Consider the following 25,086-nt stretch of genomic DNA (forward strand, 5'->3'; position numbering starts at 1 on the left):
CCAGTTGGCCTGAGGGTTGGCTTGGGCGGGTGGTGATCTCGATCGTCCGCAACGATGCGGTGCCCTGATCTCGTTTAGTCGAGCAGTATTTGGTGCACCGCAGGGAGCCAATACCCGTCGGCGAGCACCGCATGGAGCGCATCGGCATCGGATCCGAGCGGCCGGTCTTCCTTAAGCGTCGGCACATGGGCGCGGACGGCCGCGTGGATCGCGCTGGTGGCCGGCGCAAGTGTCAGACCTTCGCGAAGATCGACGGCCTGTGCGGCGGCCATAAGCTCCAGGGCGATCAGCCGCTGCCACAGTACGATCATCTCGACGCATTTGGCGACGGCGAGGGGAGTCTGCGTCGCATGATCCTCAACACCTTCGGACACGGGCAGGAAGTCGAGCATCACCGGATTGGCCTTGTGGCGGATGGCGGCCAGGATCGCCGTCACCGTCTTCTGCAGCGGCACGAAGCCGGCGGACGCGCCGCCGATTGGCGACAGATATTTCGGCAAGCCGTGGCGGGTTGAGCCGGTGAGCTGGATGAAGCGCGCGGCCGACGCCGCCGCGCATTGCGCAATCGCCAGACCTAGCGTCTCGAAGGCCAGCGACAGCGAGGCGGTGTGGAAATTGCCGGTCGACAGCACGAGTGAGTCGTTGGCGAGCACCAGCGGGTTGTCGGCGGACGCGTTGAGCTCGATCTCGACCGTGAGCCGGGCATGGTCGATCGCCTGGATGAGCGCGCCGTGGATCGAGGGCATGCAGCGGATCGACAGCGGATCCTGAAGGGTGGTCGGCGCGGGCGTCCCGTCGCGGGTGAGCAGGTCGCGCAGCGCCTTTGCCGCTACCTGCTGACAGGCGGCCGGCCGCGCCAGATGCAGGCGCGGGTCAAGGATGGTGCGGTTGGCCCCGAACGCTTCCATGGTGAGCGCGCCGGCCTGCTCCTGCTGTTCGAGTGCCGACAGCGCGTCGACGAGCGCCAGCGCGCCGGCGCCGGTAGAAACGGCGGAAGCGTTGATCAGCGACAAACCATCCTTCGGTGCCAGGCTGACTGGCGCAAGCCGCGCCATCATCAGCGCCTTTGCCGAAGGCATGCGCCTGCCCTGATAGTCGGCATCGCCTTCGCCGATCAGCGTGTGGGCTATCGCGGTCATCAGCACCAGGTCGCCGGCGCCGATCGAGCCCAGCGACGGCATCACCGGATGGATGCCGGCGTTGAGCAGATCGACAAGCGCGGTGAGGACATGCGGCGACAGGCCGGAGCCGCCGGCGGAAAGCATGGCGATGCGGGCAAACATTGCGGCGCGCACGAGCTGGGCGGGCAATGGGTTTCCCACCGCAGCTCCGCGTCCGTCGAGAAGCTGGCGCTGGAAGGCACCGGCATCGCCTTCGACAGCCGTGCCGAGATTGGCGCCCAGCCCGGTGTTCAGCCCATAGATCTGCTGGCCGCCGGCAGCGGCGTCATCGAGGACCTGGCGGGCCTTGCCGAGTTTCTCGATGACCGCCGGCGTGATCTCGACCTTGCCTGCACTGCGCGCCACGGCGGCCACGTCCTCGATGCTGACGCCGGCGCCGGTGAGAACGAGCGGGGTCATGCGAAACGCAGCCTCTGGCCGATGCCTTGTTCCGCGGCTTTGGCCAGCATCGCCTTGCCGAGCGCGATGTCGGAGAGCGACAGACCCCGATGCCAGAACAGGATCGTCTCGCCGTCGCTTTGCCGGCCCGCTTTGTGCCCGGCAGCGATCTGGCCGAGCTCGGCATGCAGCGTCGCCTCGCTAAGCCGTCCCCTCTCGACATGGGCGCGCAGCGAGCCGAACTTGCCGCCCTTGCACTGACCCCAGTCGTCGACGACGATCTTTTGCATGATGTCGGTAAGCGAAAGCTCCACCGCGCTCATCGTGCCATAGGGCACGACCAGCGCGCCGCGCTTGATCCAGGCGGTCTTGAGCAGGGGTTGCGGTTCCGGTAGCCGCGAGGCTTCGACAACGATGTCGGCGCCTTCCACGCAGCTCTTCCAGTCGGCAACGGCGACAACCGGCTTGCCGAGGTCGGCGGCAAGCTTCGCGGCGAAAGCGTCGCGGCTTTCGGGGCGGCGCGAATGGACGCGGATCTCGTCGAAGTCGAACAGGTGATCGAGCAGTCGCACGTTCCAGTAGGCGGTGCCGCGCGCGCCGATGTGACCGAGCACCCTGGATGATTTCTTCGCCAGATGCTTGGCGCCGATGGCGGTGACCGCGCCGGTGCGCATATCGGTGATCACGGTGGCGTCGAGGATGGCGCGTGGCGCGCCGGTGCGCGGGTCGAACAGGTTGAGTATGCCGAATTCGGACGGCAGGGCGTGCAGGTAGTTGTCGACATAATCGCCGACGATCTTGACGCCGGCCGCATCGAGCGGCGCCACATAGCCGCGCAGCACGTTGAAATGACCGCGGAAGGACGGATCCGGCTCAAGATGGACGCGCGGCTCGATCACCGTCTGGCCCTTGCCCTGGGCGACGAGCCCGGCTTCGACGGCGCCGATGATCTCGGCATCGCTCAGGCCAAGGGCTTCAATGTCGAGAGCATTGAGGTAGTCGATATAGATCGGCTTCATGCATTTCCCTCGTCCGGCCCGCGCTCATCCATAACAGGCGGCGGGGCGACACGAAAGTTTGTTGGATAAGCTCTGGACTGGTTCAGCCTTATGCTGTTCAACCGGCGCGTCATGACCAGCATCCCCGACAATGAGGCCGTATCCCAGCTCGTGCCGACGGCGGCGCGCCAGGCGCGGCGCGTCGCGCTGATCGTTGCCGTCGCCTTTTTCATGCAGTTGCTGGATTCGACGATCATCTCGACGTCGCTGCCGCAGATGGGGCAGTCTTTCGGCGTGCCGGCAGTGGCGATGAGCATCGGCATCACCGCTTACATGTTGACCATGGCGGTGTTCGTGCCGTTGTCGGCCTGGCTTGCCGACCGGTTTGGCGCGCGCAACATTTTCCTCGTCGCGATCGGGCTGTTCACGCTGGCGTCGATCGCCTGCGGCTACTCACAGAGCCTGACGCAATTCGTTGCCGCCCGCATCGTTCAGGGCCTCGGCAGCGCCTTGATGACGCCGGTCGGCCGCATCCTGGTGCTGCGCAACGCCGCCAAGTCCGAATTGCTTGCCGCCACGGCGCTGATCACCTGGCCGGCCTTGTTCGCGCCGGTGATCGGGCCGATGCTCGGCGGCTTCATCACCACCTATCTGTCCTGGCACTGGAACTTCTTCATCAACGTTCCGCTCGGCCTCGCCGGGCTGCTGCTTGTCGCGCGCTTCGTTCCGGGCGATCGCGAATCCGAGACCAGGCCGCTCGACTGGCCGGGATTCTTCCTCACCGCGCTCGGCCTCGCCGCGATGCTCTATGGGCTGGAACGGCTTGCGCATCCCGAGGATGGCATGCTGCCGACAGCGGGCCTGGTTGCCGCCGGCGTCGCGGTCGGCTGGTTCGCCGTGCGGCACTTGCGGCGGGTGACGCATCCGCTGCTCGACCTGTCCCCCTTCAAAGTGCCGACCTTCGCCATCTCGACGCTCTCGGCGGGCACGATCTTCCGCGTCGCCATCAACGCCACGCCGTTCCTGCTGCCGCTGCTCTTCCAGGTGGGCTTCGGCATGCGGCCGGTGGACGCCGGCCTGCTGATCCTGGCCTACTTCCTCGGCAACCTCGGGATGAAAGCGGTGACCACGCCGACGCTCAGACTCTTTGGCTTCCGCCGGGTGCTGGTGGTCAACGGGGTGATTGCCTCGCTTGGAATCGCGGCGTGCGGCGTGATTTCGCCGCAGACACCGCTGGCACTTGTCGTGGCGTTGATGCTGGTCGCCGGTCTGACGCGCTCGATGCAGTTCACGGCGCTCAACACGCTTGCCTTCGCGGATATCGGCGCGCCGCAGCGCAGCTCGGCCGCGACTTTGTCCAGTATGCTGCAGCAGGTGGCGATGCTGTTTGGCGTGGCCGTGGCCGCGGCGATCCTCAACCTGTCGCAGATCGTGCGCAGCGGCGCGGCGCCCAACCTGATGGACTTTAGGATCGCCTTTTTCGCGATCGGCCTGATCGGGCTGGTGGCAGCGCTGCGCTTTCTGGTCCTTCCGGCCCATGCGGGGGCCGAGGTTTCCGGTCACGCCCAAAAAAGCGATGTCGAACGTGTCTGACGCGCATATTCCCAGCGCGGTTTGGCCGAAGAGTGTCTTGCAGCAGCTGAATAGCAAAAAGCGCGGAATCCATAATCGGTGACGGCGATGCAGATACCGGTCGATGAGCAGTTCGAGTGAAGTGAACGGCGGCTTCGTGGGATGTGCCGTCTAAGCGCCACTTGTTCTGGCTAAAAATGTAAGCGCGGTCGCCGCCAAATTTTAAGAAATTGACCCTAGGCTGCTACGGAGATGCTAGGGGCCGATAATGTCAGCGATACTCAATAGAAGCGTTCTTCTGGCGATGGCAGTCGCTGTACTGACTGTAGTGGGCTTCTGGCTGTGGCCCGAACGCGAGCAGCCAGCACGACTTCCGACCTTTGGCGGCAGTGTCGCGAAATCGCTTGACGAAGGGATCGCACGCTACGGTGCCGAGGGTTTTCGCAAAAAGAACGAACAGGAATTTCGGGACGCTCTAGCAAACTTTCAAAAGAACGGACCTAAAGCACCCGCTACGCCGCAATAGATGCGGCTTCATTGGTATGTTTGGCAAAGTTTTCACACCAGCCGATCTACTTTCTCCGCCGTGTTCCAGAGAATATCCGCTCCCGCCGCCGCCCGTGCTTGGCCACCGCCACACGGTGCGCCTTGATCAACTCCGTGTGGCTGGTCCACAACTTTTCGATCGGGGAAATGCGCTCGCAGACATTGGCCTTTATCAGCTGGATTGCCTTGCGGACGCAGAAATCCAGCATCGTGTTGATGCGAGCGCGCGTCGCCTGCGGCGCCGGCGCATCGGCGGCGTCGAGCATGCTGTCGATGAAGCGCTCGATCTCGTAGTTGGCGACGTCGTCGATGCTCTCATTGTCGGTCGGTGATCGTCAGTCGCTGCGCCGGAAGTTGCGGATGCGGTCGAACAGCACCGCCAGGATGATCGCGCCCCCGATGAAAGTGCCTTGCCAAAAGGCATTGATGCCAAGCAGGCCGAGGCTGTTGCGGATGACCTCGATCAGGGCGGCGCCGACGATGGCGCCGAACGCGGTGCCGACGCCGCCGGCGAGGTCGGCGCCGCCGATGACGGTCGCGGCAATCACCTGCAGCTCCATGCCGTTGCCGAGATTGGTGGTGACGGCGCCGAGCCAGCCGGTCTGGATGATGCCGGCGAGACCGGCCGAGAGCGCCGAGATCATGTAGACTGCGACCTTGATCTGGCGCACCGGAACACCGGTCAGCGTGGCCGCATGCTCATTGCCGCCGATGGCGAAGATATGCCGGCCGAACTTGGTCCAGCGCAGGATGAAGCCGGTGATCAACGCCAAAAGGATCATGTAGAGCACCGGATTGGCGATGCCGAACACCCAGGCGCCGCCGCCCAGCGCCAGAAGCTTGTCGTGGTCCGGCCCGAACTGGAAGACGACGGTGTTGTTGGAGGCGACCATGGCGAGGCTGCGCGCCACCGACAGCATGCCGAGCGTCACCACGAAGGGTGGGAAACCGAGATAGGCGATGAGCACCCCGTTGAAGGCGCCGATGGCTAAAGCGGTGACGATCGAGGCCAGGATGCCGATTTCGATCGAATAGCCGGCATGCATGGTGACGGCCAGCACCATCGAGCACAGGCACAGCACCGAGCCGACCGACAGGTCGATGCCGCCGGTGATGATGACGAAAGTCATGCCGAGCGCCACGATGGCGACGAAGGTGATGTTGCGGGTGATGTTGAAGAGGTTCTTCTGCGTGGCGAAAGCGTCGGTCGCGAAGGACAGGAACAGGCACGCGAGGATAACCGCGATCACCACCCAGAAGGTCTGGTTGGCAAAGAGCCGTGAGAAGAATGTGTGCTGCTTCTGCGCGATCGTCTGGTCAAGGGTGACTGCCATTATCGACCTTCCTGAGGCGTTGGACGCCCGATCCACACGATTACGCAACCTGTTCGATGGCGCCGGTGATCAGCCCGGTGACTTCCTCGGGCGAGCTCGAGGCGATCTTCTTGTCGGCGACTTTCCTGCCGCGCCGCATGACGATGACGCGGTCGGCGACATCGAAGACGTCGGGCATGCGGTGGCTGATCAGCACGACGGCGATGCCCTGGTCACGCAGATGGCGGATCAGGTTCAGTACCTCCGCGACCTGCCTGACCGAGATCGCCGCCGTCGGCTCGTCCATCAGCACGATCTTGGCTTGCGACAACATGGTGCGGGCGATCGCCACCGCCTGGCGCTGGCCGCCAGACATCTGCTTGACGAGGTCGCGCGGCCGCGTCTCGGATTTCAGTTCGGCAAAGAGCTGGCCGGCGCGCTTGTACATCGCGGCGTAGTCGAGAATGCGGAAGGGGCCGATGCCGCGGCGCAGTTCCCGGCCGAGATAGACATTGGCGGCGGCCGTCAGATTGTTGCAAAGCGCCAGGTCCTGATGGACGATCTCGATGCCGTGCTGGCGGGCCTCGGCCGGCTTGTGCAGGATCAGCTCCTTGCCGTCCATGTGCATCGTGCCGTGGCTGGGGCGGAAATTGCCGGCGATCATCTTGACCAGCGTCGACTTGCCGGCGCCGTTGTCGCCCATCAGGCCGACGACCTCGCCGGCCTCGAGCGTGAACGAGACGTCGTTCACCGCCTGGATGGCGCCGAAATGCTTCGAGATGTTGGCGAGTTCGAGAACCGACACCAGCCTTAAGCCTCCCCGTTTTCGTCCCTCGACTGCCTTGCCATAATTGCCGGCGCCGCAGGGGCCTCGCGCCTCCAACTCCTCCCGAGCAGGTGCGATAGACTCATTTAGGCAAATGCGGCCATGGGCGTCAATCAATTGTCGGGCGATTAATTTCGAGTCCCGTCGAAAAATCGGTTTTGTAGGACAAATAGCAATTGACGTTGGCAGCGAGCCGTTATTAGCTAGCATTGGAGGAAGAATTTTTCCGTCGCGAAATCGCTGCTCGGCGTGACGCGATGGGCGAGATTCAGGATCCGGCCGGCGCCCATTCGAGCTGGAACGGATCGGCAAATGCTTGTCGGCCCGGCTTGAGACACGAACTTTCGAGCCTATTCCGCGTGTTGCTTGCATCCGGGCCGATCGGTGTGGCGGGCACGTCGTGTCCGTCTGTTTTCAAGGGAGGACTGATATGAGGAAATCACTTTTGCTCGCCGCCGTCGCCGCCATGGCGCTGGGCGCCGGGCCGGCTTTGGCCAAGAAACAGCTCGTCATTGTCGTAAAGGGCCTCGACAACCCTTTCTTCGAAGCCATCCATCAGGGCTGCGAGAAGTGGAACAAGGAGAACGCCAGCTCCGAGTATGAATGCTTCTACACCGGCCCGGCATCGACCTCGGACGAGGCCGGCGAAGCCCAGATCGTGCAGGACATGCTGAGCAAGCCGGACACGGCCGCGATGGCGATCTCGCCGTCCAACGCGCCGCTGATCGCGCAGACCATCAAGAGCGCCAATCCGTCGATCCCGATCATGACGGTCGATGCCGATCTTGCCAAGGAAGACGCCGCGCTTCGCAAGACCTATCTCGGCACCGACAACTATCTGATGGGCAAGCGGATCGGCGAATACATCAAGAAGGCCAAGCCGAATGGCGGCACGATCTGCACGATCGAGGGCAATCCGGCCGCCGACAACATCCTGCGCCGCGCGCAGGGCATGCGCGATGCGCTGTCGGGCAAGGAAGGCCTGCCGGCGCTCGCCGGCGAAGGCGGCTGGACGGAAGTGGCGGGCTGCCCGGTGTTCACCAATGACGACGGCGCCAAGGGCGTGCAGGCGATGACCGACATCCTGGCCGCCAATCCGAAGCTCGACGCTTTCGGCATCATGGGCGGCTGGCCGCTGTTCGGCGCTCCGCAGCCCTATCGCGACCTGTTCAAGCCGATGGCCGACAAGATCGCCAAGAACGAGTTCGTCATCGGCGCCGCCGACACGATCGGCGACGAGGTGGCGATCGCCAGGGAAGGCCTTGTGACCGCACTGGTCGGCCAGCGGCCGTTCGAAATGGGCTACAAGGCGCCGTCGGTGATGCTCGACCTCATCCAGGGCAAGAAGGTCGACGATCCGGTCTTCACCGGCCTCGACGAATGCACCAAGGATACGGTCGACACCTGCATCCAGAAGTAGGCTTCGATCCCCGGGGCGCCCTTCGAAGGGCGCCCCTCCACCTTTCGCCAGGACTATGGGCGCGGCCTTGCCGGGGCGGCGGAGCCAAGAGTTTTTGCGCCAGAATTTTCTTATCCCGGCAGAGTTTTTGCGGGCGACTTGGAGCCCGCGACAGGAGGCACCGGAAGGCGGATGCCACGGGAAAAGTCTGGAAAGCGCTTAGCCGAGCCTGCACAGCCGGCCACGATACGACGACCCGAGGCGACGCGGATCGCCGGCCTCAGCGTGCACGCATCGCTCGCCGGCGAGATCGGCCTCAGGATCGTGCGCGGCGACTATCCGCCCGGAACTGTCCTGCCCAACGAAGCCAAATGGTCGGAAACCTTCAATGTCAGCCGCTCGGCGGTGCGCGAGGCCATCAAGATGCTGATGGCCAAGAGCCTGCTCGCGTCCCGCCCCAAGATCGGCAGTTGGGTCGAGCCGAGGGAGCGCTGGAACCTGCTCGACCGCGACGTGCTCGCCTGGTACGCGACCTCGCCTGACCGCGAGGTGTTTCTCAGAACGGTGCAGGAGTTCCGCCATATCATCGAGCCTGAGGCGGCCGCCTTCGCGGCGCTGCGGCGCTCCGACGAGCAGATGGTCGAAATCAGCCAAGCGTGCCGCGAAATGGGGGAGGCGGCGCATATCCAGGAGCGCACGCGCGCCGATACGCGGTTCCATCTCGCCATCCTGCGCGCCTCGGGCAATGAGCTGCTGGTGCCGCTAGGCGTACTGATCGAATCGGCGCTCGATCATCTCTTCATCTTCGTCACGCGCGAGCACAGCGACCAGCGGCGGGCCCAGTCCCTGCACGAGGCGATCGAGCGAAACATCCGCCTGCAGCGCCCGGCCGCGGCGAGAAGCGCGGTGCACAGGCTTCTCGCCAATACCGACGAGGTGATCGAGCTCTCGAGACGCTGACAGGCTTGGCCGCGGCTTTCAGATCGTCTGCTTTTTGCCGCCCTTCGACGGCATCAGGTCGACGCCGTTGAGCTTGCCGATATGGGTGGCCAGCATCGGCACATACTGCTCGGCCGGCCCCGCCGCGAAGGCGGTCGCGAACGAATTCTTGGTGGCGTTGCCAAGCGGATTGGCGATGCCGGCAGCGCCGGCCATCGATTCCAGATAGGTCAAATCCTTGAAGGCATTGGCGATGGAGAATTTGTGGGCGTCGCGGTCGCCTTCCAGCGTCCAGCGCATGAAGGTCTGGTAGAAGCCGCAATCCATGCGGCCGTTGCGGATCACGCTGTCGAAGCGGGGCGGCGAGATGCCGACCTTCTGCGCCAGCGCCAAGGCTTCCGAATAGATCGCCGCGTAGCCGAGCGAGATGAAGTTGTTGAGCAGCTTCATGCGGTGGCCGTCGCCGGTGTCACCGATATGGACGATGCGGCCGGCCCAGGTTTCGATCACCGGCTTCAACCGTGCGAACACCGCGTCGGGCGCGCCGACCATGGCGTCGAGCGTGCCTTCCCAGGCCTCCTTCGGCGTGCGACTGAGCGGCGCGTCGACATAGTCGACGCCGAGCGCCCTGAGTTCGGCGGCCAGCGCGACGGTGGAGACGGGGTCGGATGTCGAGCAATCCACGACCACGCAGCCTTGCTTCAGACCTTCCTTCAGCCCGCCGGGGCCGCGGATGATCGCCTCGACCTCACGCGAGCCGGTGACGCAGATGAAGACGATGTCGGAGGCCGCTGCCACTTCTTTGGACGTGGCCACTTCCTTTGCGCCGCGGCCGAGCAGGTCATCCGCCGGCTTGCGGTTCTTGCGGCCGAGGAAGGTGAGCGGATAGCCCTTGTCGACGATGTTCTTGGCGATGCCATGCCCCATCAGGCCGAGGCCGATGAAACCGATGTTTTCGCGGGCAGCGGTGGTGGTCATGTCGTTTCGTCCCTGTCTTTCCTGATGGTCGGCGCCGGCGCGACCGGCCGGCGAGCATTGCTGGAGAAGGTTTTCGCGGATCGCGGTTGGCAGGCCGTTGCTGAATGCCATATTGTCTGACAATACACACAATCCTTGAGAAATGTGGAGAGCAAAATGACGAAGCGCATCATGTTCACCGGCGGCAGCGGCAAGGCCGGCCGCCATGTCGTGCAGTATCTGGTCGAGCATGGCTGCCAGGTGCTCAACATCGACACCAAGCCGCTCGACAACCCGAAGGTGCGCACGCTGATCACCGACATTACCGACAGCGGCCAGGTGTTCAACGCGCTGTCGAGCTATGCCGGGCTGCATGAATTCGATCCATCGCTGCGCGCACAGCCGGTCGACGCCGTGGTGCATTTTGCCGCCATCCCGCGGATCATGATCACCCCGGACAACGAGGTGTTCCGCATCAACGCGATGGGCACCTACAACGTCATCGAAGCGGCGGTGAAACTCGGCATCCGCAAGGTGATCATCGCCTCCAGCGAGACGACCTACGGCCTGGTCTTCGCCAACGAGCCGCGCAACCCGACGCATTTCCCGCTCGACGAGGACTATGACGTCGATCCGATGGACAGCTACGCCCTGTCCAAGATCGTCAACGAAAAGACAGCGCGCGCCTTCGCGCTGCGCAGCGGTTTCGACATCTATGCGCTGCGCATCGGCAACGTCATCGAGCCGCATGAATATGCGCTATTCCCGAAATGGTTTGCCGATCCCGGTTTCCGCAAGCGCATTGCCTGGAGCTATATCGACGCCCGCGATCTCGGCCAGATCGCCTTGCGCGCCATCGAGAAGGATGGGCTGGGCTATCAGGTGTTCAACGCCGCCAATGACGAGACCTCGTCCGATCTGCCGACGGCCGAGCTGCTGAAGCGTTTCTATCCAGGCGTGCCGGTGAAAGCCGAGCTCGGTGAATTCGAGACGCTGCTGTCCAACCGCAAGGCGCGGGACGTGCTCGGCTTCCGCCCCGAACACAGCTGGCGCAAATACGTCAAACAGCGTGAGGGCCGACAAACATAGGTTGAGCTGTGCACAGCGCGGCGTCTGGCGGCAAAGCCGGCCTTGCCGCGCTTGACAGCTTCTGAAAACCGGACTTTCTGGGCATATGCGGGACGCAAAGCCGAACAACGAAAAAAGGCCGGCGAAAGCGGCATCCGCCGAGCGTATGGCTGGCGTTCGCCGGCCGGACGCGCCGCGCATCCCTGGCGCCAGCGTGCATACCTCGCTGGCCAGCGAAATCGGCCTTCGGATCGTGCGCGGCGACTATCCCCCGGGCACCATCCTGCCCAACGAAGCCAAATGGTCGGAGACTTTCGACGTCAGCCGCTCGGCGGTGCGCGAGGCGATCAAGATGCTGATGGCCAAGAGCCTTCTGGCATCACGTCCGAAGATCGGCAGCTGGGTTGAGCCGAAGGAGCGCTGGAATCTGCTCGACCGCGACGTGCTTTCCTGGTACGCGACGTCGCCGGATCGCGAGGTGTTCCTGAAGACGGTGCAGGAATTCCGCCACATCATCGAGCCCGAGGCGACGGCTTTTGCCGCAATGCGGCGCACCGATGAGCAAATGGCCGAGATCAGCCAGGCCTGCCGCGAGATGGGCGAGGCGACCAATTTGCAGGAGCGGACGCGCGCCGACACCCGCTTCCACCTGGCCATTCTCCGGGCCTCCGGCAACGATCTCCTAGTGCCCCTGGGCGTCCTGATCGAATCCGCCTTCAATCATCTCTTCGCCTATACGACACGCGAGCTGGACGATCTGCAGCACGCCCAGAAACTGCACGAAGCGATCGAGAGGAACATCCGGCTGCAGCGGCCGGATGCGGCGCGCAACGCCGTGCGCAAGCTGCTCGCGAATACCGACGACGTCATCCGCTCGCGCTAAGGTCTACCGATACCCGGGTGAGGCCCGGTCCGACCTCGACAAGTCTTAGTCTTCCTTCTCGCGCCCGAAAGCGACGCGCAACTCGTCCTTGGCCTTTTCCAGAACTCGCTTGCGCTTCTCCGGCAGGTTCCTGCCGGCGCGGTTGATGTAGAAATTCAGCATCGACATCGCCGACCGGAACGGCTCCGCCTTGCGGCGATGGCTGTGCTCAGCCGAGCGCTTCAGCGAGATGGCGATCCTCTTGGCATCGTCGGATTCGAAAATGTGCTCCTCGAGATCCAGCGCATCGCTGTGCGCGGTCACTTCGGCCGACCATTTTTTCCTGGCGGTCATGGCGAACCTCCTTCCTGGGGCACAACTCCCCTTGGGCACAACGCTCTCTTGGGGCAAAAACTCTGGGCGGCATGGCCGGTTCCCGATTTCTGGAGCCACGGATTTGTCCCTTGTGGCGCTGCTCGGCACCGGGAATGCGCCGATACTTGGGGTGGAAACCGCCCGATCACCAACAAGCGCGGACAGGAAAGGTGTGACGACAACCGTCTCCAGCCGGGCAGATGGCCCCAGCATCGACAGCGCCTATGCATGGATACGGCTCGGCGTCTCGATGCTTTTGTCGACGATCGGCGGCGCCGGCATGTGGGCGGTGGTCGTCGTTCTGCCCGCCGTGCAGGCCGAATTCGGCGTCGACAGGGCCGCGGCTTCGATGCCTTATACCGCGACCATGGTCGGCTTCGCCGCCGGCAATATGCTGGTCGGACGCGCCATCGACCGCATGGGTTACTGGATCCCGGCGCTCGTCTCTGCGATTGCGCTCGGCGCGGGCTTCCTGCTCGCCTCGCTGACCAGCTCGATCCTTGCGTTCACCCTTGTCCAGGGGCTTCTGATCGGACTCGGCACATCGGCGATCTTCGGCCCGCTGATCGCCGACATCTCGCACTGGTTCAACCGGCGCCGCGGCGTCGCGGTGACCGCGGCCGCATCCGGCAGCTATCTTGCCGGAGCAGTCTGGCCGACGGTGATGCCCTATGTCATGCAAGGCGAAGGCTGGCGGTTCACCTATGCCGCGATCGGCATCTTCTGCCTCGCTACCATGGTGCCGCTGGTGCTGATGCTGCGCCGCGGCGCGCCGCTCGAAGCCACCCATGGCTCGCCGGGAAGCCGGCCGACGCAGCCAATCTCGCTGCCGCCGGCGGCGTTGCAGATGCTGCTGGTGATTGCTGGCTTCGGCTGCTGCATGGCGATGTCGATGCCGCAAGTGCATATCGTCGCCTATTGCATGGATCTCGGCTACGGCGTCGCGCGCGGCGCCGACATGTTGTCGATCATGCTGGCGGCGGGCGTTGTCAGCCGCATTGGCTCAGGTTTCCTCGCCGATCGCATCGGCGCGGTGAAAACTTTGATCATCGGCTCGGCGCTGCAATGCTTGTCGCTGCTGTTCTATATTCCCTTCGACGGGCTGGCTTCGCTCTATGTGGTGTCGCTGGTGTTCGGCCTCTCGCAAGGCGGCATCGTTCCCTGCTATGCGATCATCGTGCGCGACTACATGCCGGCCAAGGAAGCCGGCCAGCGCGTCGGCATCGTCCTGATGGCGACGATCTTCGGCATGGCCGTCGGCGGCTGGATGTCGGGCTGGATCTACGATCTAACCGGCTCCTATGCCGCCGCCTTCCTCAACGGCATCGCCTGGAACTTGGTCAATCTCGCGGCGATTTTGCTGCTTATGTGGAAGGCGAGGCGAGGCGCGGAAGCGCCAGCCTGATTTCCGCCGGCAACCCTGGCCATTGCAAGCTTGTCTACCGGCGCAAAGGGAGGGGTCAGGTGGATAGTCGTCCGTGCTCTTTCGCATGACGTCGCGTCCGAATACTGGGTGCAGCAAGCTATTTACTTGGAAAGGCTTTCGGCGGAATATCGCGAAAGTGGGAGGAAGCACTCGGAAAATCTCCTGAATAATGCGCTCGAACGGCTTCCGCCCGTTGAATGCAAGGGAGGATAATCATGAGACGTACTTTCCCGCTCGCGGCATCCGCCGCGGCGTTGTTGCTCGGCGTGCCCTCCGCCTTCGCGCAGTCCGGCGGCGTCGAGAAAGCAGTCGGCGGCTACAGCTTCGAGGAAGCCGCAAAGGAAGCCCCCACCACCAAGGATTTCCATTCGGCCGATGGCCATCTCACCTTCGCCATCGTCACACATACGGCCGGCAACGGCTTCTTCGATCCGGTCTATGTCGGCGCAACCGCCGCCGGCAACCTGATCGGCGCCAAGATACTGCTGCTCGGCTCGGAATCTCCGACCGACGACCCCGCCCGCGAGATCGAAATCCTGAATCAGATCGTGCAGGATCCGACGATCGACGGGCTGATCATGACAACGCCCCAGGTCGGCGCCTATAACGACATCGTCAAGGCCGCCGGAGCCAAGGGCATACCGGTAGCAACGACCAATTCCTTCGACGGCACGATCCTCGACCGCAGCGGCATCAGCCACACCGGTCAGGACGCCTCCGCCGCGGCGATCGCCGGCGAGGCACTCGTCAAGTGCCTGGCGGACAAGGGTATCGAGAAGGGCTCGATCGTTCTGCCGTCATCGACCGCGATGGGCAACATCGAGGTGAACAATCGCGTCACCGCGGCCTTCAACGCGATCGTCAAAGGCCTGAAGGATGCCGGCAAGCTCGAGGCCTTCAAGGTCGACGCAGGTCCCGAGAACACCGGCATCGACACCAATCCGAACGATCCGGTGAACGGCATCGTGACGCTGTTCGAGTCGCGCGGTGATGTTGTCGGCGCCTTCGCCGGCAACAACGTGTTCACGCCTGCGCTGGCCAAGGCCGTCGCCCAAACCGGAAAGACTGGCAAGATCTGCGCCTATGGGTTTGACCTCGGTCCGGCGCAGCAGGATGCGTTGAAGAGCGGCGACCTGACCGGCGCGCTCGGGCAGCAGCCCTTCCTGCAGGGCTTCTATCCGGTCATGCAACTCTATCTGCAGATCGATCGCGGCATCGCGGCCGCCAATCTCGACACGCGCGCCCAACTCGTGACGCAGGAGACCGTTGGAAAGGTCGGCAAGCGTTTCGAGAACTGAATGTCAAAGCGACACTGAACCCGGCGCGGGAGGGCTGGTATCTTCCCGCGCATTTTGGCCTTCGGAACCCTTTATCAAAGAATGCCCGCTGAAGCTCTCGCTCGTCGCCTTCCACCCCAGCTCGTCGGCGGCTGGGAAATGGGATTGCTTGCCCTGCTGGCGCTGATCTATCTCGGCGGCGCTGCCGTCAATCCGACGTTTTTCGGCTCGCCGGAGGCGTTCCATGCACTGCTTCGCGATACCTCGCGGGTCGCCATCATCGCCGTCGGAATGACCTTCGTCATCATCAACAAGGACCTCGACCTTTCGGTCGGTTCCATCTACGGCCTTGTGGCCGTCGTTTTTGCGAGGCTGTTCGCGCCAAGCTTCGCCGATCTCGGCATCGTCATGTCGGTGACCGTCTGCGTCCTTCTTGGGATGTTGATCGGCCTCGTCAACGGCGTGCTCGTTACCATCCTAAAAGTGCCGGCGTTCATCGCCACCCTGACCACGCTTCTGATCGGCCGCGGCTTCGTCCTCGCCCTGACGCACGGTCAGGCGATCTACTATCCAGGAAAAGCGAAGGAGGCCCCGCTCTTCTTCCATCTCGGCGAGACGAACGTCTTCGGCTTCAACAACCAGATCGCAATCTTCGCGGTCGTTGCCGTGATCGGCGCCTACGTGCTCGCCAACACTCGCTGGGGCTACGAAACCTTTGCGACGGGCGGCAACGAGCAGGCAGCAGTCTATGCTGGCATACCGACGAACTGGGTGCGCATCCGTGCCTATCTGCTCTCGTCGCTCTGCGCCGCCGTTGCCGGCCTGCTGTCGGCCGCTCAGGACAAGGGCGTGACCCCGCTTTACGGCGTCAGCGGCGAACTGACCGTCATCGCCGCGGTGATCATCGGCGGCGCTTCCATTCTCGGCGGTCGCGGCCGCGTCGCCGGGTCTTGCCTCGGCGCCACGCTGGTCGTTCTGCTCGACAAAGTGCTGCGCGAGGGTTTGCCGATCACGCGCACCATCAAGATCGGCGAGGAGGAGGTGACGGTCAACGCCGTCTACTCCCTGCCAGTGGGCGCGGTGCCGGTCTTCCTCGGGCTGCTGCTTGTCATCGCCGTGCTGATCGAACCCTATCTCATCCGCCGGCAGGTCGCGGCGCGCCTCTGGGCATGGCTGCGCGGCAGGCCGCCGCCGCCGGCCTTCGAGATCGGCGGCGTCGCGCTCGAGGGCGTGGTGACCAAGGGCGCGATGGCGACCGACATCGCACTGTCGGCAACGGGGTTCGGCAAGTTCCTCGCCCGGCGCGATGCCCTCGCCGTCATCCTGACAGTGGTGCTGTGGCTCACGGGCCTTTTCCTCAGGCCGGATTACTGGTGGAACCTGTCCAACACTTTCGCGATCCTGCTCAACTATACGGAACTGGCGCTGATCACGGTCGGGCTTACCTACGTCATTGCGGCCGGCGATATCGACCTCTCCGTCGGAGCCGTCCTGGCGCTCGCCGGCAGCGCGGCGGCCTATTTCCTGAAGGTCCTGGGTGCCGACCCCGTCACCGCTATCGCGATGGGCCTGCTTGCGGGAATGCTTGCCGGCCTCGTCAATGCCGCCGTCGCCGTTGGCTTGAAACTGCCGGCCTTCATCGCAACGCTTGGCATGTTCTACATCGCCCGCGGCCTCGCGGCCTGGTTCGTCGCCGGGCAGCAGCTTACCGGCTGGCCGGAGGGCTACAATTTGCTCGGCCGCAAGGTGAATGACATCCTCCTTCACTTCAGCATCGTGCTTCCGGATGGCATCCTCAGAACACTGGCCGAGGTGGTCAGCGTGCAGACTATCTGGATGATCTTCGTCGCCGTGATTGCCGGCGTCGTGCTCGCCTACACGCCGTTCGGGCAAAAGGTCTATGCAACCGGCGGCAACATCCGCGCCGCCGCCTATGCCGGCATCAACACCAACCGGGCGCGCTTCATCTCGCTCATGCTGGCGGCGTTCTGCGCGACGATGGCCGGGATCATCAACGTCGCCTATTTCCGAAGCTTCAACCCCGTTGCAGGCCAGTTCCGCGAACTCGACGCCATCGCGTCGGTGATCATCGGCGGCGGGTCGATCTTCGGCGGCTACGGCACCATGCTGGGTTCTCTGGCCGGTGCAGCCGTGATCACACTGGTTAGGGCGCTCCTGCAGCTCAATGTCCAGGGCTTCAGCATGCCGCAGCATTGGATCAATGTCTTCATCGGCGTCATTCTCATTGTCGCGGTGCTGATCGACATCTGGGTGCGCCAGGCCAATATCTTCGGTCGCCTGCGAGCCCGCCTCGCGCGAGGCGCACGAACCCGGGAAACCATTCATGCCTGATGCTGCGTTGCCTCAACCGATCGTGGAAATGCGAAGCATCGAAAAAGCCTTCGGTGCCGTTCAGGCGCTTCGGAAAGTCGATCTGGTGCTCTATCCCGGAGAGATCCTTGGACTGGTCGGCGACAACTCGGCCGGCAAGTCGACGCTCATGAAGATCCTGACCGGCGCCTATCAGCGCGACGCCGGCGAAATCCTCGTCGCCGGTCAACCGGTGCACTTCAAGAGTCCGCATGAGAGCCGCGATGCGGGTATCGAGATGATCTACCAGGATTTCGCTCTTTGCGGAAACATGGATGTCGGCCAGAACATCTTTCTCGGCCGCTGGCCGCGCAAAGGCCCTTTTGTCAATCGCCGCAAGATGTACGCGGAAGCCGATAGCGTACTGAAGCGGCTCAAGGTGGACGTGAACTCCGTTTTCCAGAAGGTCGAGAGCCTGTCGGGCGGTCGCCAGCAATCCGTGGCGATCGCCCGCGCGATTTCGTTCGAGCCACGCGTCGTGATCCTCGACGAACCGACCGCCAATCTCTCGGTGATGGCGACCGCGCGGCTCCTCGAGACCATGCTGGAACTGAAAAGGCAGGGTGTTGCCCAGATCATCATCTCGCATCGGCTGGTCGACATTTTCGCCGTAGGCGACCGTGTCATGGTACTCAAGCGCGGCGAGAATGTCGGCGACCGTCATGTCAGGAACACCGACGAGCACGAGGTCCTTGAGATCATCGTCTCCGGCACGCGGGAGCAGGCGCTTACGGCCGATCAGGCGAGGGCGGTCTGACGACCGAGGCATTGACCTGGGGGGTTTATCGCCTCTGCCGGGGGTGGGCTGAACCAATATTCGTCGGCTTGACAACGGCCATGGCCTGCGCGACCCAACCGGAATGGGACGGGCTGCGAAACATGGTTGCTGTGGCTAAACTGTTGATCGTCAACTCGCCGCTGCGCTCCTTTCGTGCAAAAAGGACAAGGCGGTGACAAGGCCGCGCTCGCGGCGTGGCGGCGGCCGCCCGACCATCGCCGACGTGGCGCGCAAGGCGGGCGTCGGCGCCATCACCGTGTCGCGCGCGCTGCGCGAGCCTGGGCGGGTTTCGGAAGATCTGCGCCGGCAGATACAGGTCGCCGTCGACGAGCTCGGCTACATCCCGGACCCCAATGCGCGCGCATTGGCCTCGGCGCGCGCGGAGGTCTTCGGCGTGCTGGTGCCGTCGCTCACCAACAATGTCTTTGCCGAAGTGGTGCGCGGCATCTATGACAGTCTTTCGGACAGCCCTTTCCGCATCCAGATGGGCAATACCCACTATTCGGGCTTGGAAGAGGAGCGGCTGCTGCAGCTATTCGCCTCGCAGCGCCCGGCGGCGCTTATCGTGGCCGGCATCGACCAGACACCGCAGTCGCGAAAGCTGCTGGAGACGGCCGGCTGCCCGGTGGTGCAAGTGATGGAGACCGGACACGATCCGGTCGATATGCTGGTCGGCTTCTCGCATTTCGACGGTGGCCGCGCTGCCACCGAGCACCTGATCGAGGCAGGTTATCGGCGCATCGGTTTCATCGGCGCGCGCATGGACCCGCGCTCGCAGCGGCGCCTTGCCGGCTATCGCGCGGCCATGGAGTCGGCCGGCCTGTTCGATCCCCGCCTGGTCACCACCACGCCGCTACTGTCCAGCGTGACGCTCGGCCGCGAGCTTTTGCGCGATGCTCTGGCCAAGATGCCGTCGCTCGACGGCGTCTTCTGCAACAATGACGATATCGCGCTGGGGGTCTTGTTCGAATGTCGCCGCGCCGCCATCGCGGTACCGAAGGCCATCGGCATCGTCGGCTTCAACGACCTCGACATGATGCAGGCGGCGTTCCCGTCGGTCACCAGCGTTCGCACGCATCGTTATGAAATCGGACGGCAGGCAGTGGCGATGGCGCTGGCGGCGATTGCGGGCCGGAGGCCCCAGCAGAGGGTTGTCGATCTCGGTTTCGAGCTCATTCGCCGCGAGAGCACCGCACGTTGAAACACGCAAAGACGACTGTGCAAATGCCGGTTTACTACCTTGCATGGTAGCGCTACCATCTTCTGCGTCGAGTAGTAAGGCGGCGGACTTGAGGCGCTGTTTATTATACATAAGCAAACAGTCCGTACTTGTTTATTATGTATAATATGATAGTTTGCTGAATCGCCCTCAGGCGAGGCAAGAGGAGGCAGCGGGCGGCAAAGGTCGGCCGGCAGGCGATTGGATGCGGCAGGAGGTGCCGGCCAAAACGCCAGGACTTAATCAACAAGCAGAACTGCAACTGGGAGGAATACTGATGATCAAGTCACTTGTTGGCGGTGTGGTTGCCGCCACTGCATTTGTCATGCTGAGCTCGTCGGCGATCGCCGATCCGGAAATCGTCAAAGGGCCCTCGGCCGAGCCCGACTGCTTCGCGCCCTGGGCGGCCGACACACAATTCTTCAAATATCCGAAGAAGGAAGGGCCCTATCGCATCGCGCTCGCGAACGGCTATATCGCCAATACCTGGCGCATCCAGATGATCCAGACGGCCAAAGCCTATGCCGCGCAGCCGGACGTTGCCAAGAAGCTGAAGGAATTCAAGGTGGTGTCGACCGGCGAGGATGTGCCGGCGCAGATCTCGGCGATCAATAACTTCATCGATTCCGGCTTCGACGCGATCGTCGTCAACGCCCAGAACCCGACCGCGTTCGGGCCTGTGATCAAGCGCGCCAAGGACGCCGGTGTCATCCTGGTTGCCTTTGACAACATCCTCGACACCAAGGACGCCATCAACGTCAATGTCGACCAGAAGGGGCTCGGCGAATTGTGGGGCAAATGGCTGGTCTCTCACGTTCCGAACGGCGGCAAAGTGCTTGAGGTGCGCGGTGTCGCGGGTACCTCCGTCGATACCGACCGGCACAATGGCATTCACGAGGTTCTCAACGCGTCGGGCAAGAAATGGGATGTCACCGAAGTCGTCGGCAAGTGGGACGACGGCGTGGCGCAGAAAGCCACGGCCGACGCGATCGCCACCAGCGGACCGTTCGACGGCATCACAGGGCAAGGCGGCGATACCGGCATCGTGCAGGCGATGATCGACGCCAAGCATCCGTTCGTGCCGTTCGGCGGCGAGACGGAAAACGGCTTCCGCAAATTCTGCGCGGCGCATGCGGCGGACGGGCTGAAATGTTCGTCGGCCGGTACCGGCCCGGCGCAGGTTGCCGTTGCCATCAAGACGGCGATTGCCGCGCTCGAAGGCAATGTCGTGCCGCAGTCGGTCAAGCTGCCTTTGGCCATCGTCGAGGATCCGAACTTCAAGGCAGGGCAGGACTACTTCCCCGATCAGTCCGACAATTTCTTCGTCGGCAATTCCTTCCCGACCTGCGGCATCAATTTCACCGCGCAGGAAATCATGGGCCAGACCAAGGAAAACAAATAGTCTGACGGACCGGCGTCGCGGAAGCCGCGGCGCCGGCCGCTTGATGCCAATCACGAACTGGCCTGGGGAGGGCTGATGAACGGCGCGGCTCCGCTCTTCCGCATGGAAGGCATATCCAAGCGCTATGGCGGCGTGCGCGCCCTGGAAAAGGCCGATCTCACCGTCACGGCCGGCAGCATCCACGCCATTCTCGGTGAGAACGGCGCCGGCAAATCGACTTTGATCAAGGTCATGGCCGGTGTCGTCGCGCCGGATGAAGGTACCATGACCCTGGACGGCCGCGAGGTGACATTTGCTTCGCCCGCCGCGGCAAACCAGGCCGGCATCGTCTGCATCTTCCAGGAGCTGTCGCTCATTCCGGAGCTGAGCGTCGCCGACAACATCGTCATATCCGACCCGCCGAAACGCTTCGGCATGATCGATCGCAAGGCGCAACGGCGCCTCGCGGAACAGGCGCTTGCCCGCGCCGGTGCCGCCGATATTCACCCCCTGGCGCTGATCAAGGACCTGCCGCTCTCGCGACGACAGATGGTCGAGATCGCCAAGGCGTTGGCCAGGAAGCCGCGCATCCTGATCCTCGACGAAGCGACGTCGGCGCTGACCGCCGCCGATGTCGCGAAGGTCTTCGAGGTGCTGAAGCGGTTGCGCCAGGAAGGGCTGGCGCTGCTCTATATCTCCCACCGAATGAACGAGATCTCCGAGCTTGCCGACCAGTGCACGGTGTTTCGCAACGGCCGCAATGTTGCCAGCTATCGGGCTGGATCGAAGAGCGACAACGAAGTCGTCGAGCTGATGATCGGCCGGGAATACAGCCACATCTTTCCGCCGAAGCCGACCAGGCCCCAGACGGTTGCGGCTCCTGTGCTGGAGGTGCGCAACCTGTCCTGGAGCGATAGGCTGGACAATATCTCGCTCTCGGTTGCGGCCGGCGAGGTGGTAGGATTGGGCGGGCTCGACGGCCAGGGTCAGCGTGAGCTGCTGCTGGCGTTCTTCGGCGTTCTGCGAGGTCTTTCCGGGCAGATCCTGGTCGACGGCAAGAAGGTTTCGATTGCCAGCCCGGCAGCCGCCAGCGATGACCGTATCGGCATGGCGCTGATCCCGGAAGACCGCAAGACGGAAGGGCTGATGCTGCCGATGACGGTGCGCGAGAACCTTTCCTTCGCAGCACTAGACAGGCTGTCCAAGGCCAGCGTCATCGACCGTGCCGCCGAGCAGCGGCTGATCGATGACATGGTTGAATTACTGGCCATCAAGACGGCGGGGCTCGATATCCCTGTCGGGGCGCTGTCCGGCGGCAACCAGCAGAAGGTGGTGATCGCCAAATGGCTGATGCGGCAGCCGCGCATCATTCTGCTCAACGATCCGACGCGCGGCATCGATGTCGGCACCAAGCAGGAGCTCTATCAGCTGATGCGTAAGCTCGCCGACGCCGGCGCCGCGATATTGTTTTATTCGACCGACTATGACGAGCTGATCGGCTGCTGCGACCGCGTGCTCGTGCTTTATGACGGCGCCATCAAGCGCGAGCTGGTTGGCGCCGATATCACCGAGCACGCGCTGATCGCCAGCGCGCTGAATATCCACGGCGGCAGCGGGCGGGCAGAACAAGGAGAGGGCGCGTGAAGGATTGGCGCTATTGGCTGGCCGAACAGCGCGGAACGCTGCTGGCGTTCGCCATCTTCATCGTCATGTTCGCGATCTACAGCGGCAATCATCCAGCCGGCTTCACGGCCAATGTCGTGCAGACGGCGGCGAACAAGGGCGTTCTGCTTGCCTTCGTGGCGATGGCGCAAACGCTGGTTGTGATCACCGCCGGCATCGATCTCTCGGTCGGCATGATCTTCACGCTGACCAATTGCATGGCTTCCTGGCTCGTCATCGGCACGGGTCTCGAGACGGCGTTCGGATTGGTGGCTGTGCTTGGCACCGGGCTCGTCTGCGGGGCAATCAACGGCGCCATCGTGATCTACGGGCGCCTGCAGCCGATCGTCGCTACGATAGCCACGGGCGCCGTCTATTTCGGTCTCGCGCTGCTTTTGCGACCGGTTCCCGGCGGATCGGTCAACGAGGACGTCGCCGATTTCCTGACAGGGCGCTTCTTCGGCGTCGTGCCGGCAAGCCTGATGGCGCTGTTCGTCGTCGTGCTTGTCGTGTGGATGCCGTTCCGCCGCTCCGAGCTCGGCCGCGCCGCTTACGCTGCGGGCTCGTCCGAAACGGCAGCCTATATGTCGGGTGTGCCGATCCGCAGGGGCAAGTTCCTTGCCTACACGCTGGCCGGACTGCTTGCCGCGATTGGCGGCCTGTTCCTCACCTTCTTTACCTATACGGGCGAGGCTGCCTATGCGAGCGGCAATGCCTACACGTTGTTCTCGATCGCGGCAGTTGTGCTCGGCGGCGTCTCGCTGTTCGGGGGCAAAGGCAGCGCTATTGGCGCGATCTTCGGAGCGCTCGCCTTCCGCACCATCGGCGACCTGCTGTTCGTCTTCGATTTCGACCCGCTCTGGCAGCCGCTGTTCCAGGGCATCATCCTGTTGATCGCGGTCAGCCTCGGCGCCTTCGCGCTGTTTCGGGTGCGCAACCGGCTGGAGTGGTTCCTGTGAGCGAAACGACGCTTGGCGGCATCGCCAGCCGCATGCCGAAATTCATCCGCCGCGCCGATCCGGCGGTGGCGACCGCCTTTGCCTGCATCGTTATCCTGCTTCTGCTAGGTAGCCTCTATTCGCGCAGTTTTCTCTCGCCGGAATATCTCCTGCAGCAGCTGAAGGTCGCGTCATTCCTCGGCGTGATCGCCACCGGCATGATGCTGGTAATCCTGCTCGGCCAGATCGACCTTTCCGTGCCGTGGTCGGTGGCGACCGGCGCGATGATGGCCTGTGCCGCTGCAGCCTACGGTCCGGTCGGCGTCGCGCTCGCCATCCCGTTCGGCGTCCTGTGCGGGGTCGCGATCGGCATCGTCAACGGCGCCGGCGTGGCTTATTTGCGCATTCCCTCGATGATCATCACTCTAGCCACCAACGCCGTCGCGCAAGGGCTGATGGTGGTCTATACGGGCGGGTTCTCGCCGCAGGATTCGGCGACAGCGGCGATGCGCTACCTTGCGACCGGCTTCACCATTCCGGGGGTGCCGAACGCGGTGATCATCTGGGCGCTGATAGGGGCGGCAATGGTTTTCGTGCTGACCCGCACCTCCTTCGGCCGCGTCGTTTACGGCATCGGTAACCGTGAGCGCGCCGCCTATCTTTCCGGAATCGACACGCGCCGCGTGGTGCTGATTGCCTTTGCCGTCTCCGGCGGGCTCTCGGCCTTCGGGGGCGTCCTGCTCGCGGGCTACGCATCGAAGGCGGCGCAGTCGATGGGCGACGCCTATCTGTTGCCGTCGATCGCCGCCGTGGTGCTGGGCGGCACTTCGATCCTCGGCGGCCGCGGCTCATATCTTGGCACCGTCGCTGGCGTGATCCTGATCACGCTGCTGCAATCGATCCTGTCGGTCATGCAGATGCCGGAGGCGGGGCGGCAGATCATTTACGGCGTCGTGATCGTGGCCATGCTTTTGCTCTATGGCCGTGCGCCGGCAAGCCGCTGACTGTGGATGAAGGATCGTAAGGTCACAGCCGTCGGAGGTTTCCATTGAACGACATCCGGTCAGCGCCGGCCATAGTCGTGATGGGGGTCGCCGGCTGCGGCAAGACGGTGATGGGCGAAGCGCTGGCCGAGGCGCTGGGCGCGGTCTTCATCGAGGGCGACCGGTTGCATCCGCCGAAAAACGTGGCGCGCATGGCGCGCGGCGAGCCGCTGACGGATGCGTTGCGCGAGGGTTGGCTCGATGCCATCGGCGAGCGCATCGCAGCCTCGGTCGGCGAGGGACACAAGCCGGTGGCGGCCTGTTCGGCGCTGAAGCGCAGCTACCGGAACCGGCTGCTCAGCTTTTGCCCGGGCATCGTCTTCCTCTATCTGAAGATCGATCGCGAGACTGCCCGGCGACGGGTGTCGGGGCGCAAAGGCCATTTCATGCCGGCGAGTCTGGTCGACAGCCAGTTCGCGACCCTGGAAGAACCGGAGCCGGACGAACCGGCGGTGACGGCGGATGGCGCGCGGAGCGTCGCCGCCATCCTTAAGCAAGCACTGAGCTCAAGCCCCTCGAGCTGAACAGGTTCAGGCGACGCACTTTTCAGTCTTCGTTCTGATGCATGTCGTTGACCC

23 protein-coding genes are annotated in these 25,086 nt (G+C 63.7%); 16 read left to right on the forward strand and 7 right to left on the reverse strand.

Going from position 1 to position 25,086, the window contains the following annotated elements:
* Positions 1-74 precede the first annotated feature (74 nt).
* Both hutH and A9K66_RS25020 read right to left on the reverse strand, forming a co-directional pair.
* Positions 75-1,580 carry a histidine ammonia-lyase gene (hutH, locus tag A9K66_RS25015; RefSeq protein WP_067328882.1) on the reverse strand — a complete coding sequence of 502 codons (1,506 nt, stop codon included), beginning with the start codon at positions 1,578-1,580 and terminating at the stop codon, positions 75-77.
* Complete coding sequence (locus A9K66_RS25020) at positions 1,577-2,578, reverse strand: ornithine cyclodeaminase family protein (protein ID WP_067328884.1); 1,002 nt, start codon at positions 2,576-2,578, stop codon at positions 1,577-1,579. The genes hutH and A9K66_RS25020 overlap by 4 nt, the downstream gene beginning before the upstream one ends.
* A 111-nt stretch (positions 2,579-2,689) precedes the next feature.
* Between A9K66_RS25020 and A9K66_RS25025 the strand changes: the two genes are divergently transcribed.
* Together A9K66_RS25025 and A9K66_RS30860 are read left to right on the forward strand one after the other, a co-directional pair.
* Positions 2,690-4,150 carry an MFS transporter gene (locus tag A9K66_RS25025; protein WP_067329140.1) on the forward strand — a complete coding sequence of 487 codons (1,461 nt, stop codon included), beginning with the start codon at positions 2,690-2,692 and terminating at the stop codon, positions 4,148-4,150.
* Between the two features lie 247 nt (positions 4,151-4,397).
* Positions 4,398-4,655 (forward strand): hypothetical protein, encoded by a 258-nt coding sequence (locus tag A9K66_RS30860; RefSeq protein ID WP_197507518.1) that lies wholly within the window; start codon positions 4,398-4,400, stop codon positions 4,653-4,655.
* Between the two features lie 46 nt (positions 4,656-4,701).
* On the opposite strand, the gene A9K66_RS31360 is transcribed toward A9K66_RS30860, so the two are convergent.
* The 3 genes from A9K66_RS31360 to A9K66_RS25040 all read right to left on the reverse strand — a co-directional run bounded on the left by A9K66_RS31360 (position 4,702) and on the right by A9K66_RS25040 (position 6,793).
* On the reverse strand, positions 4,702-4,941 hold the full coding sequence (locus A9K66_RS31360; protein ID WP_245307680.1) for a hypothetical protein: 240 nt from the start codon (positions 4,939-4,941) through the stop codon (positions 4,702-4,704).
* Between the two features lie 69 nt (positions 4,942-5,010).
* A complete protein-coding gene (locus A9K66_RS25035) occupies positions 5,011-6,009 on the reverse strand; it encodes an ABC transporter permease (RefSeq protein WP_066992267.1) in 999 nt (332 codons plus the stop codon).
* A 40-nt stretch (positions 6,010-6,049) separates the two neighbouring features.
* Positions 6,050-6,793, reverse strand: a complete 744-nt coding sequence (locus A9K66_RS25040; protein ID WP_066992363.1) for an ATP-binding cassette domain-containing protein — start codon at positions 6,791-6,793, stop codon at positions 6,050-6,052.
* Between the two features lie 451 nt (positions 6,794-7,244).
* On the opposite strand from A9K66_RS25040, the gene A9K66_RS25045 reads away from it, so the two are divergent.
* Both A9K66_RS25045 and A9K66_RS25050 read left to right on the forward strand, forming a co-directional pair.
* On the forward strand, positions 7,245-8,234 hold the full coding sequence (locus A9K66_RS25045; RefSeq protein WP_066992270.1) for a sugar-binding protein: 990 nt from the start codon (positions 7,245-7,247) through the stop codon (positions 8,232-8,234).
* Positions 8,235-8,405: 171 nt separating this feature from the next.
* Complete coding sequence (locus tag A9K66_RS25050) at positions 8,406-9,173, forward strand: FadR/GntR family transcriptional regulator (RefSeq protein WP_067328889.1); 768 nt, start codon at positions 8,406-8,408, stop codon at positions 9,171-9,173.
* A gap of 18 nt (positions 9,174-9,191) precedes the next feature.
* Here A9K66_RS25050 and A9K66_RS25055 read toward each other — a convergent pair whose 3' ends face one another.
* Positions 9,192-10,130 (reverse strand): NAD(P)-dependent oxidoreductase, encoded by a 939-nt coding sequence (locus A9K66_RS25055; RefSeq protein WP_067329143.1) that lies wholly within the window; start codon positions 10,128-10,130, stop codon positions 9,192-9,194.
* Positions 10,131-10,286: 156 nt separating this feature from the next.
* Between A9K66_RS25055 and A9K66_RS25060 the strand changes: the two genes are divergently transcribed.
* Together A9K66_RS25060 and A9K66_RS25065 are read left to right on the forward strand one after the other, a co-directional pair.
* The gene (locus A9K66_RS25060; RefSeq protein ID WP_067328891.1) at positions 10,287-11,198 is read left to right on the forward strand and encodes an NAD(P)-dependent oxidoreductase; all 912 of its coding nucleotides are present in this window, start codon (positions 10,287-10,289) and stop codon (positions 11,196-11,198) included.
* Between the two features lie 85 nt (positions 11,199-11,283).
* On the forward strand, positions 11,284-12,060 hold the full coding sequence (locus A9K66_RS25065; RefSeq protein WP_067328893.1) for a FadR/GntR family transcriptional regulator: 777 nt from the start codon (positions 11,284-11,286) through the stop codon (positions 12,058-12,060).
* Between the two features lie 45 nt (positions 12,061-12,105).
* Here the strand turns inward: A9K66_RS25065 and A9K66_RS25070 are convergent, their stop codons facing one another.
* Positions 12,106-12,393 (reverse strand): DUF3175 domain-containing protein, encoded by a 288-nt coding sequence (locus A9K66_RS25070; protein ID WP_067328896.1) that lies wholly within the window; start codon positions 12,391-12,393, stop codon positions 12,106-12,108.
* A gap of 193 nt (positions 12,394-12,586) precedes the next feature.
* Between A9K66_RS25070 and A9K66_RS25075 the strand changes: the two genes are divergently transcribed.
* The 10 genes from A9K66_RS25075 (at position 12,587) to A9K66_RS25120 (ending at position 25,032) form a co-directional block, all read left to right on the forward strand.
* Positions 12,587-13,819: an MFS transporter gene (locus A9K66_RS25075; protein ID WP_067329145.1), complete on the forward strand. Its 1,233-nt coding sequence runs from the start codon at positions 12,587-12,589 to the stop codon at positions 13,817-13,819.
* A 236-nt stretch (positions 13,820-14,055) separates the two neighbouring features.
* The gene (locus A9K66_RS25080; protein ID WP_066990516.1) at positions 14,056-15,138 is read left to right on the forward strand and encodes a substrate-binding domain-containing protein; all 1,083 of its coding nucleotides are present in this window, start codon (positions 14,056-14,058) and stop codon (positions 15,136-15,138) included.
* 81 nt (positions 15,139-15,219) lie between these two features.
* Positions 15,220-17,469, forward strand: coding sequence for an ABC transporter permease (locus tag A9K66_RS25085; protein WP_067328898.1), 2,250 nt, complete (start codon positions 15,220-15,222; stop codon positions 17,467-17,469).
* On the forward strand, positions 17,462-18,244 hold the full coding sequence (locus tag A9K66_RS25090; RefSeq protein ID WP_066990523.1) for an ATP-binding cassette domain-containing protein: 783 nt from the start codon (positions 17,462-17,464) through the stop codon (positions 18,242-18,244). The genes A9K66_RS25085 and A9K66_RS25090 overlap by 8 nt, the downstream gene beginning before the upstream one ends.
* 193 nt (positions 18,245-18,437) lie before the next feature.
* A complete protein-coding gene (locus A9K66_RS25095) occupies positions 18,438-19,466 on the forward strand; it encodes a LacI family DNA-binding transcriptional regulator (protein WP_067328901.1) in 1,029 nt (342 codons plus the stop codon).
* 295 nt (positions 19,467-19,761) lie between these two features.
* The gene (locus A9K66_RS25100) at positions 19,762-20,886 is read left to right on the forward strand and encodes a sugar ABC transporter substrate-binding protein (protein ID WP_067328903.1); all 1,125 of its coding nucleotides are present in this window, start codon (positions 19,762-19,764) and stop codon (positions 20,884-20,886) included.
* Positions 20,887-20,961: 75 nt separating this feature from the next.
* Complete coding sequence (locus tag A9K66_RS25105) at positions 20,962-22,509, forward strand: sugar ABC transporter ATP-binding protein (RefSeq protein ID WP_067328905.1); 1,548 nt, start codon at positions 20,962-20,964, stop codon at positions 22,507-22,509.
* Positions 22,506-23,486, forward strand: coding sequence for an ABC transporter permease (locus tag A9K66_RS25110; protein WP_067328907.1), 981 nt, complete (start codon positions 22,506-22,508; stop codon positions 23,484-23,486). The genes A9K66_RS25105 and A9K66_RS25110 overlap by 4 nt, the downstream gene beginning before the upstream one ends.
* Positions 23,483-24,469 carry an ABC transporter permease gene (locus A9K66_RS25115; RefSeq protein WP_067328909.1) on the forward strand — a complete coding sequence of 329 codons (987 nt, stop codon included), beginning with the start codon at positions 23,483-23,485 and terminating at the stop codon, positions 24,467-24,469. The genes A9K66_RS25110 and A9K66_RS25115 overlap by 4 nt, the downstream gene beginning before the upstream one ends.
* Positions 24,470-24,549: 80 nt before the next feature.
* Positions 24,550-25,032: a gluconokinase gene (locus A9K66_RS25120; RefSeq protein WP_082954084.1), complete on the forward strand. Its 483-nt coding sequence runs from the start codon at positions 24,550-24,552 to the stop codon at positions 25,030-25,032.
* The last annotated feature ends 54 nt before the right edge of the window (positions 25,033-25,086 follow it).

The sequence above is a fragment of the Mesorhizobium sp. AA23 genome (assembly GCF_001672435.1).
Lineage (GTDB): Bacteria > Pseudomonadota > Alphaproteobacteria > Rhizobiales > Rhizobiaceae > Mesorhizobium.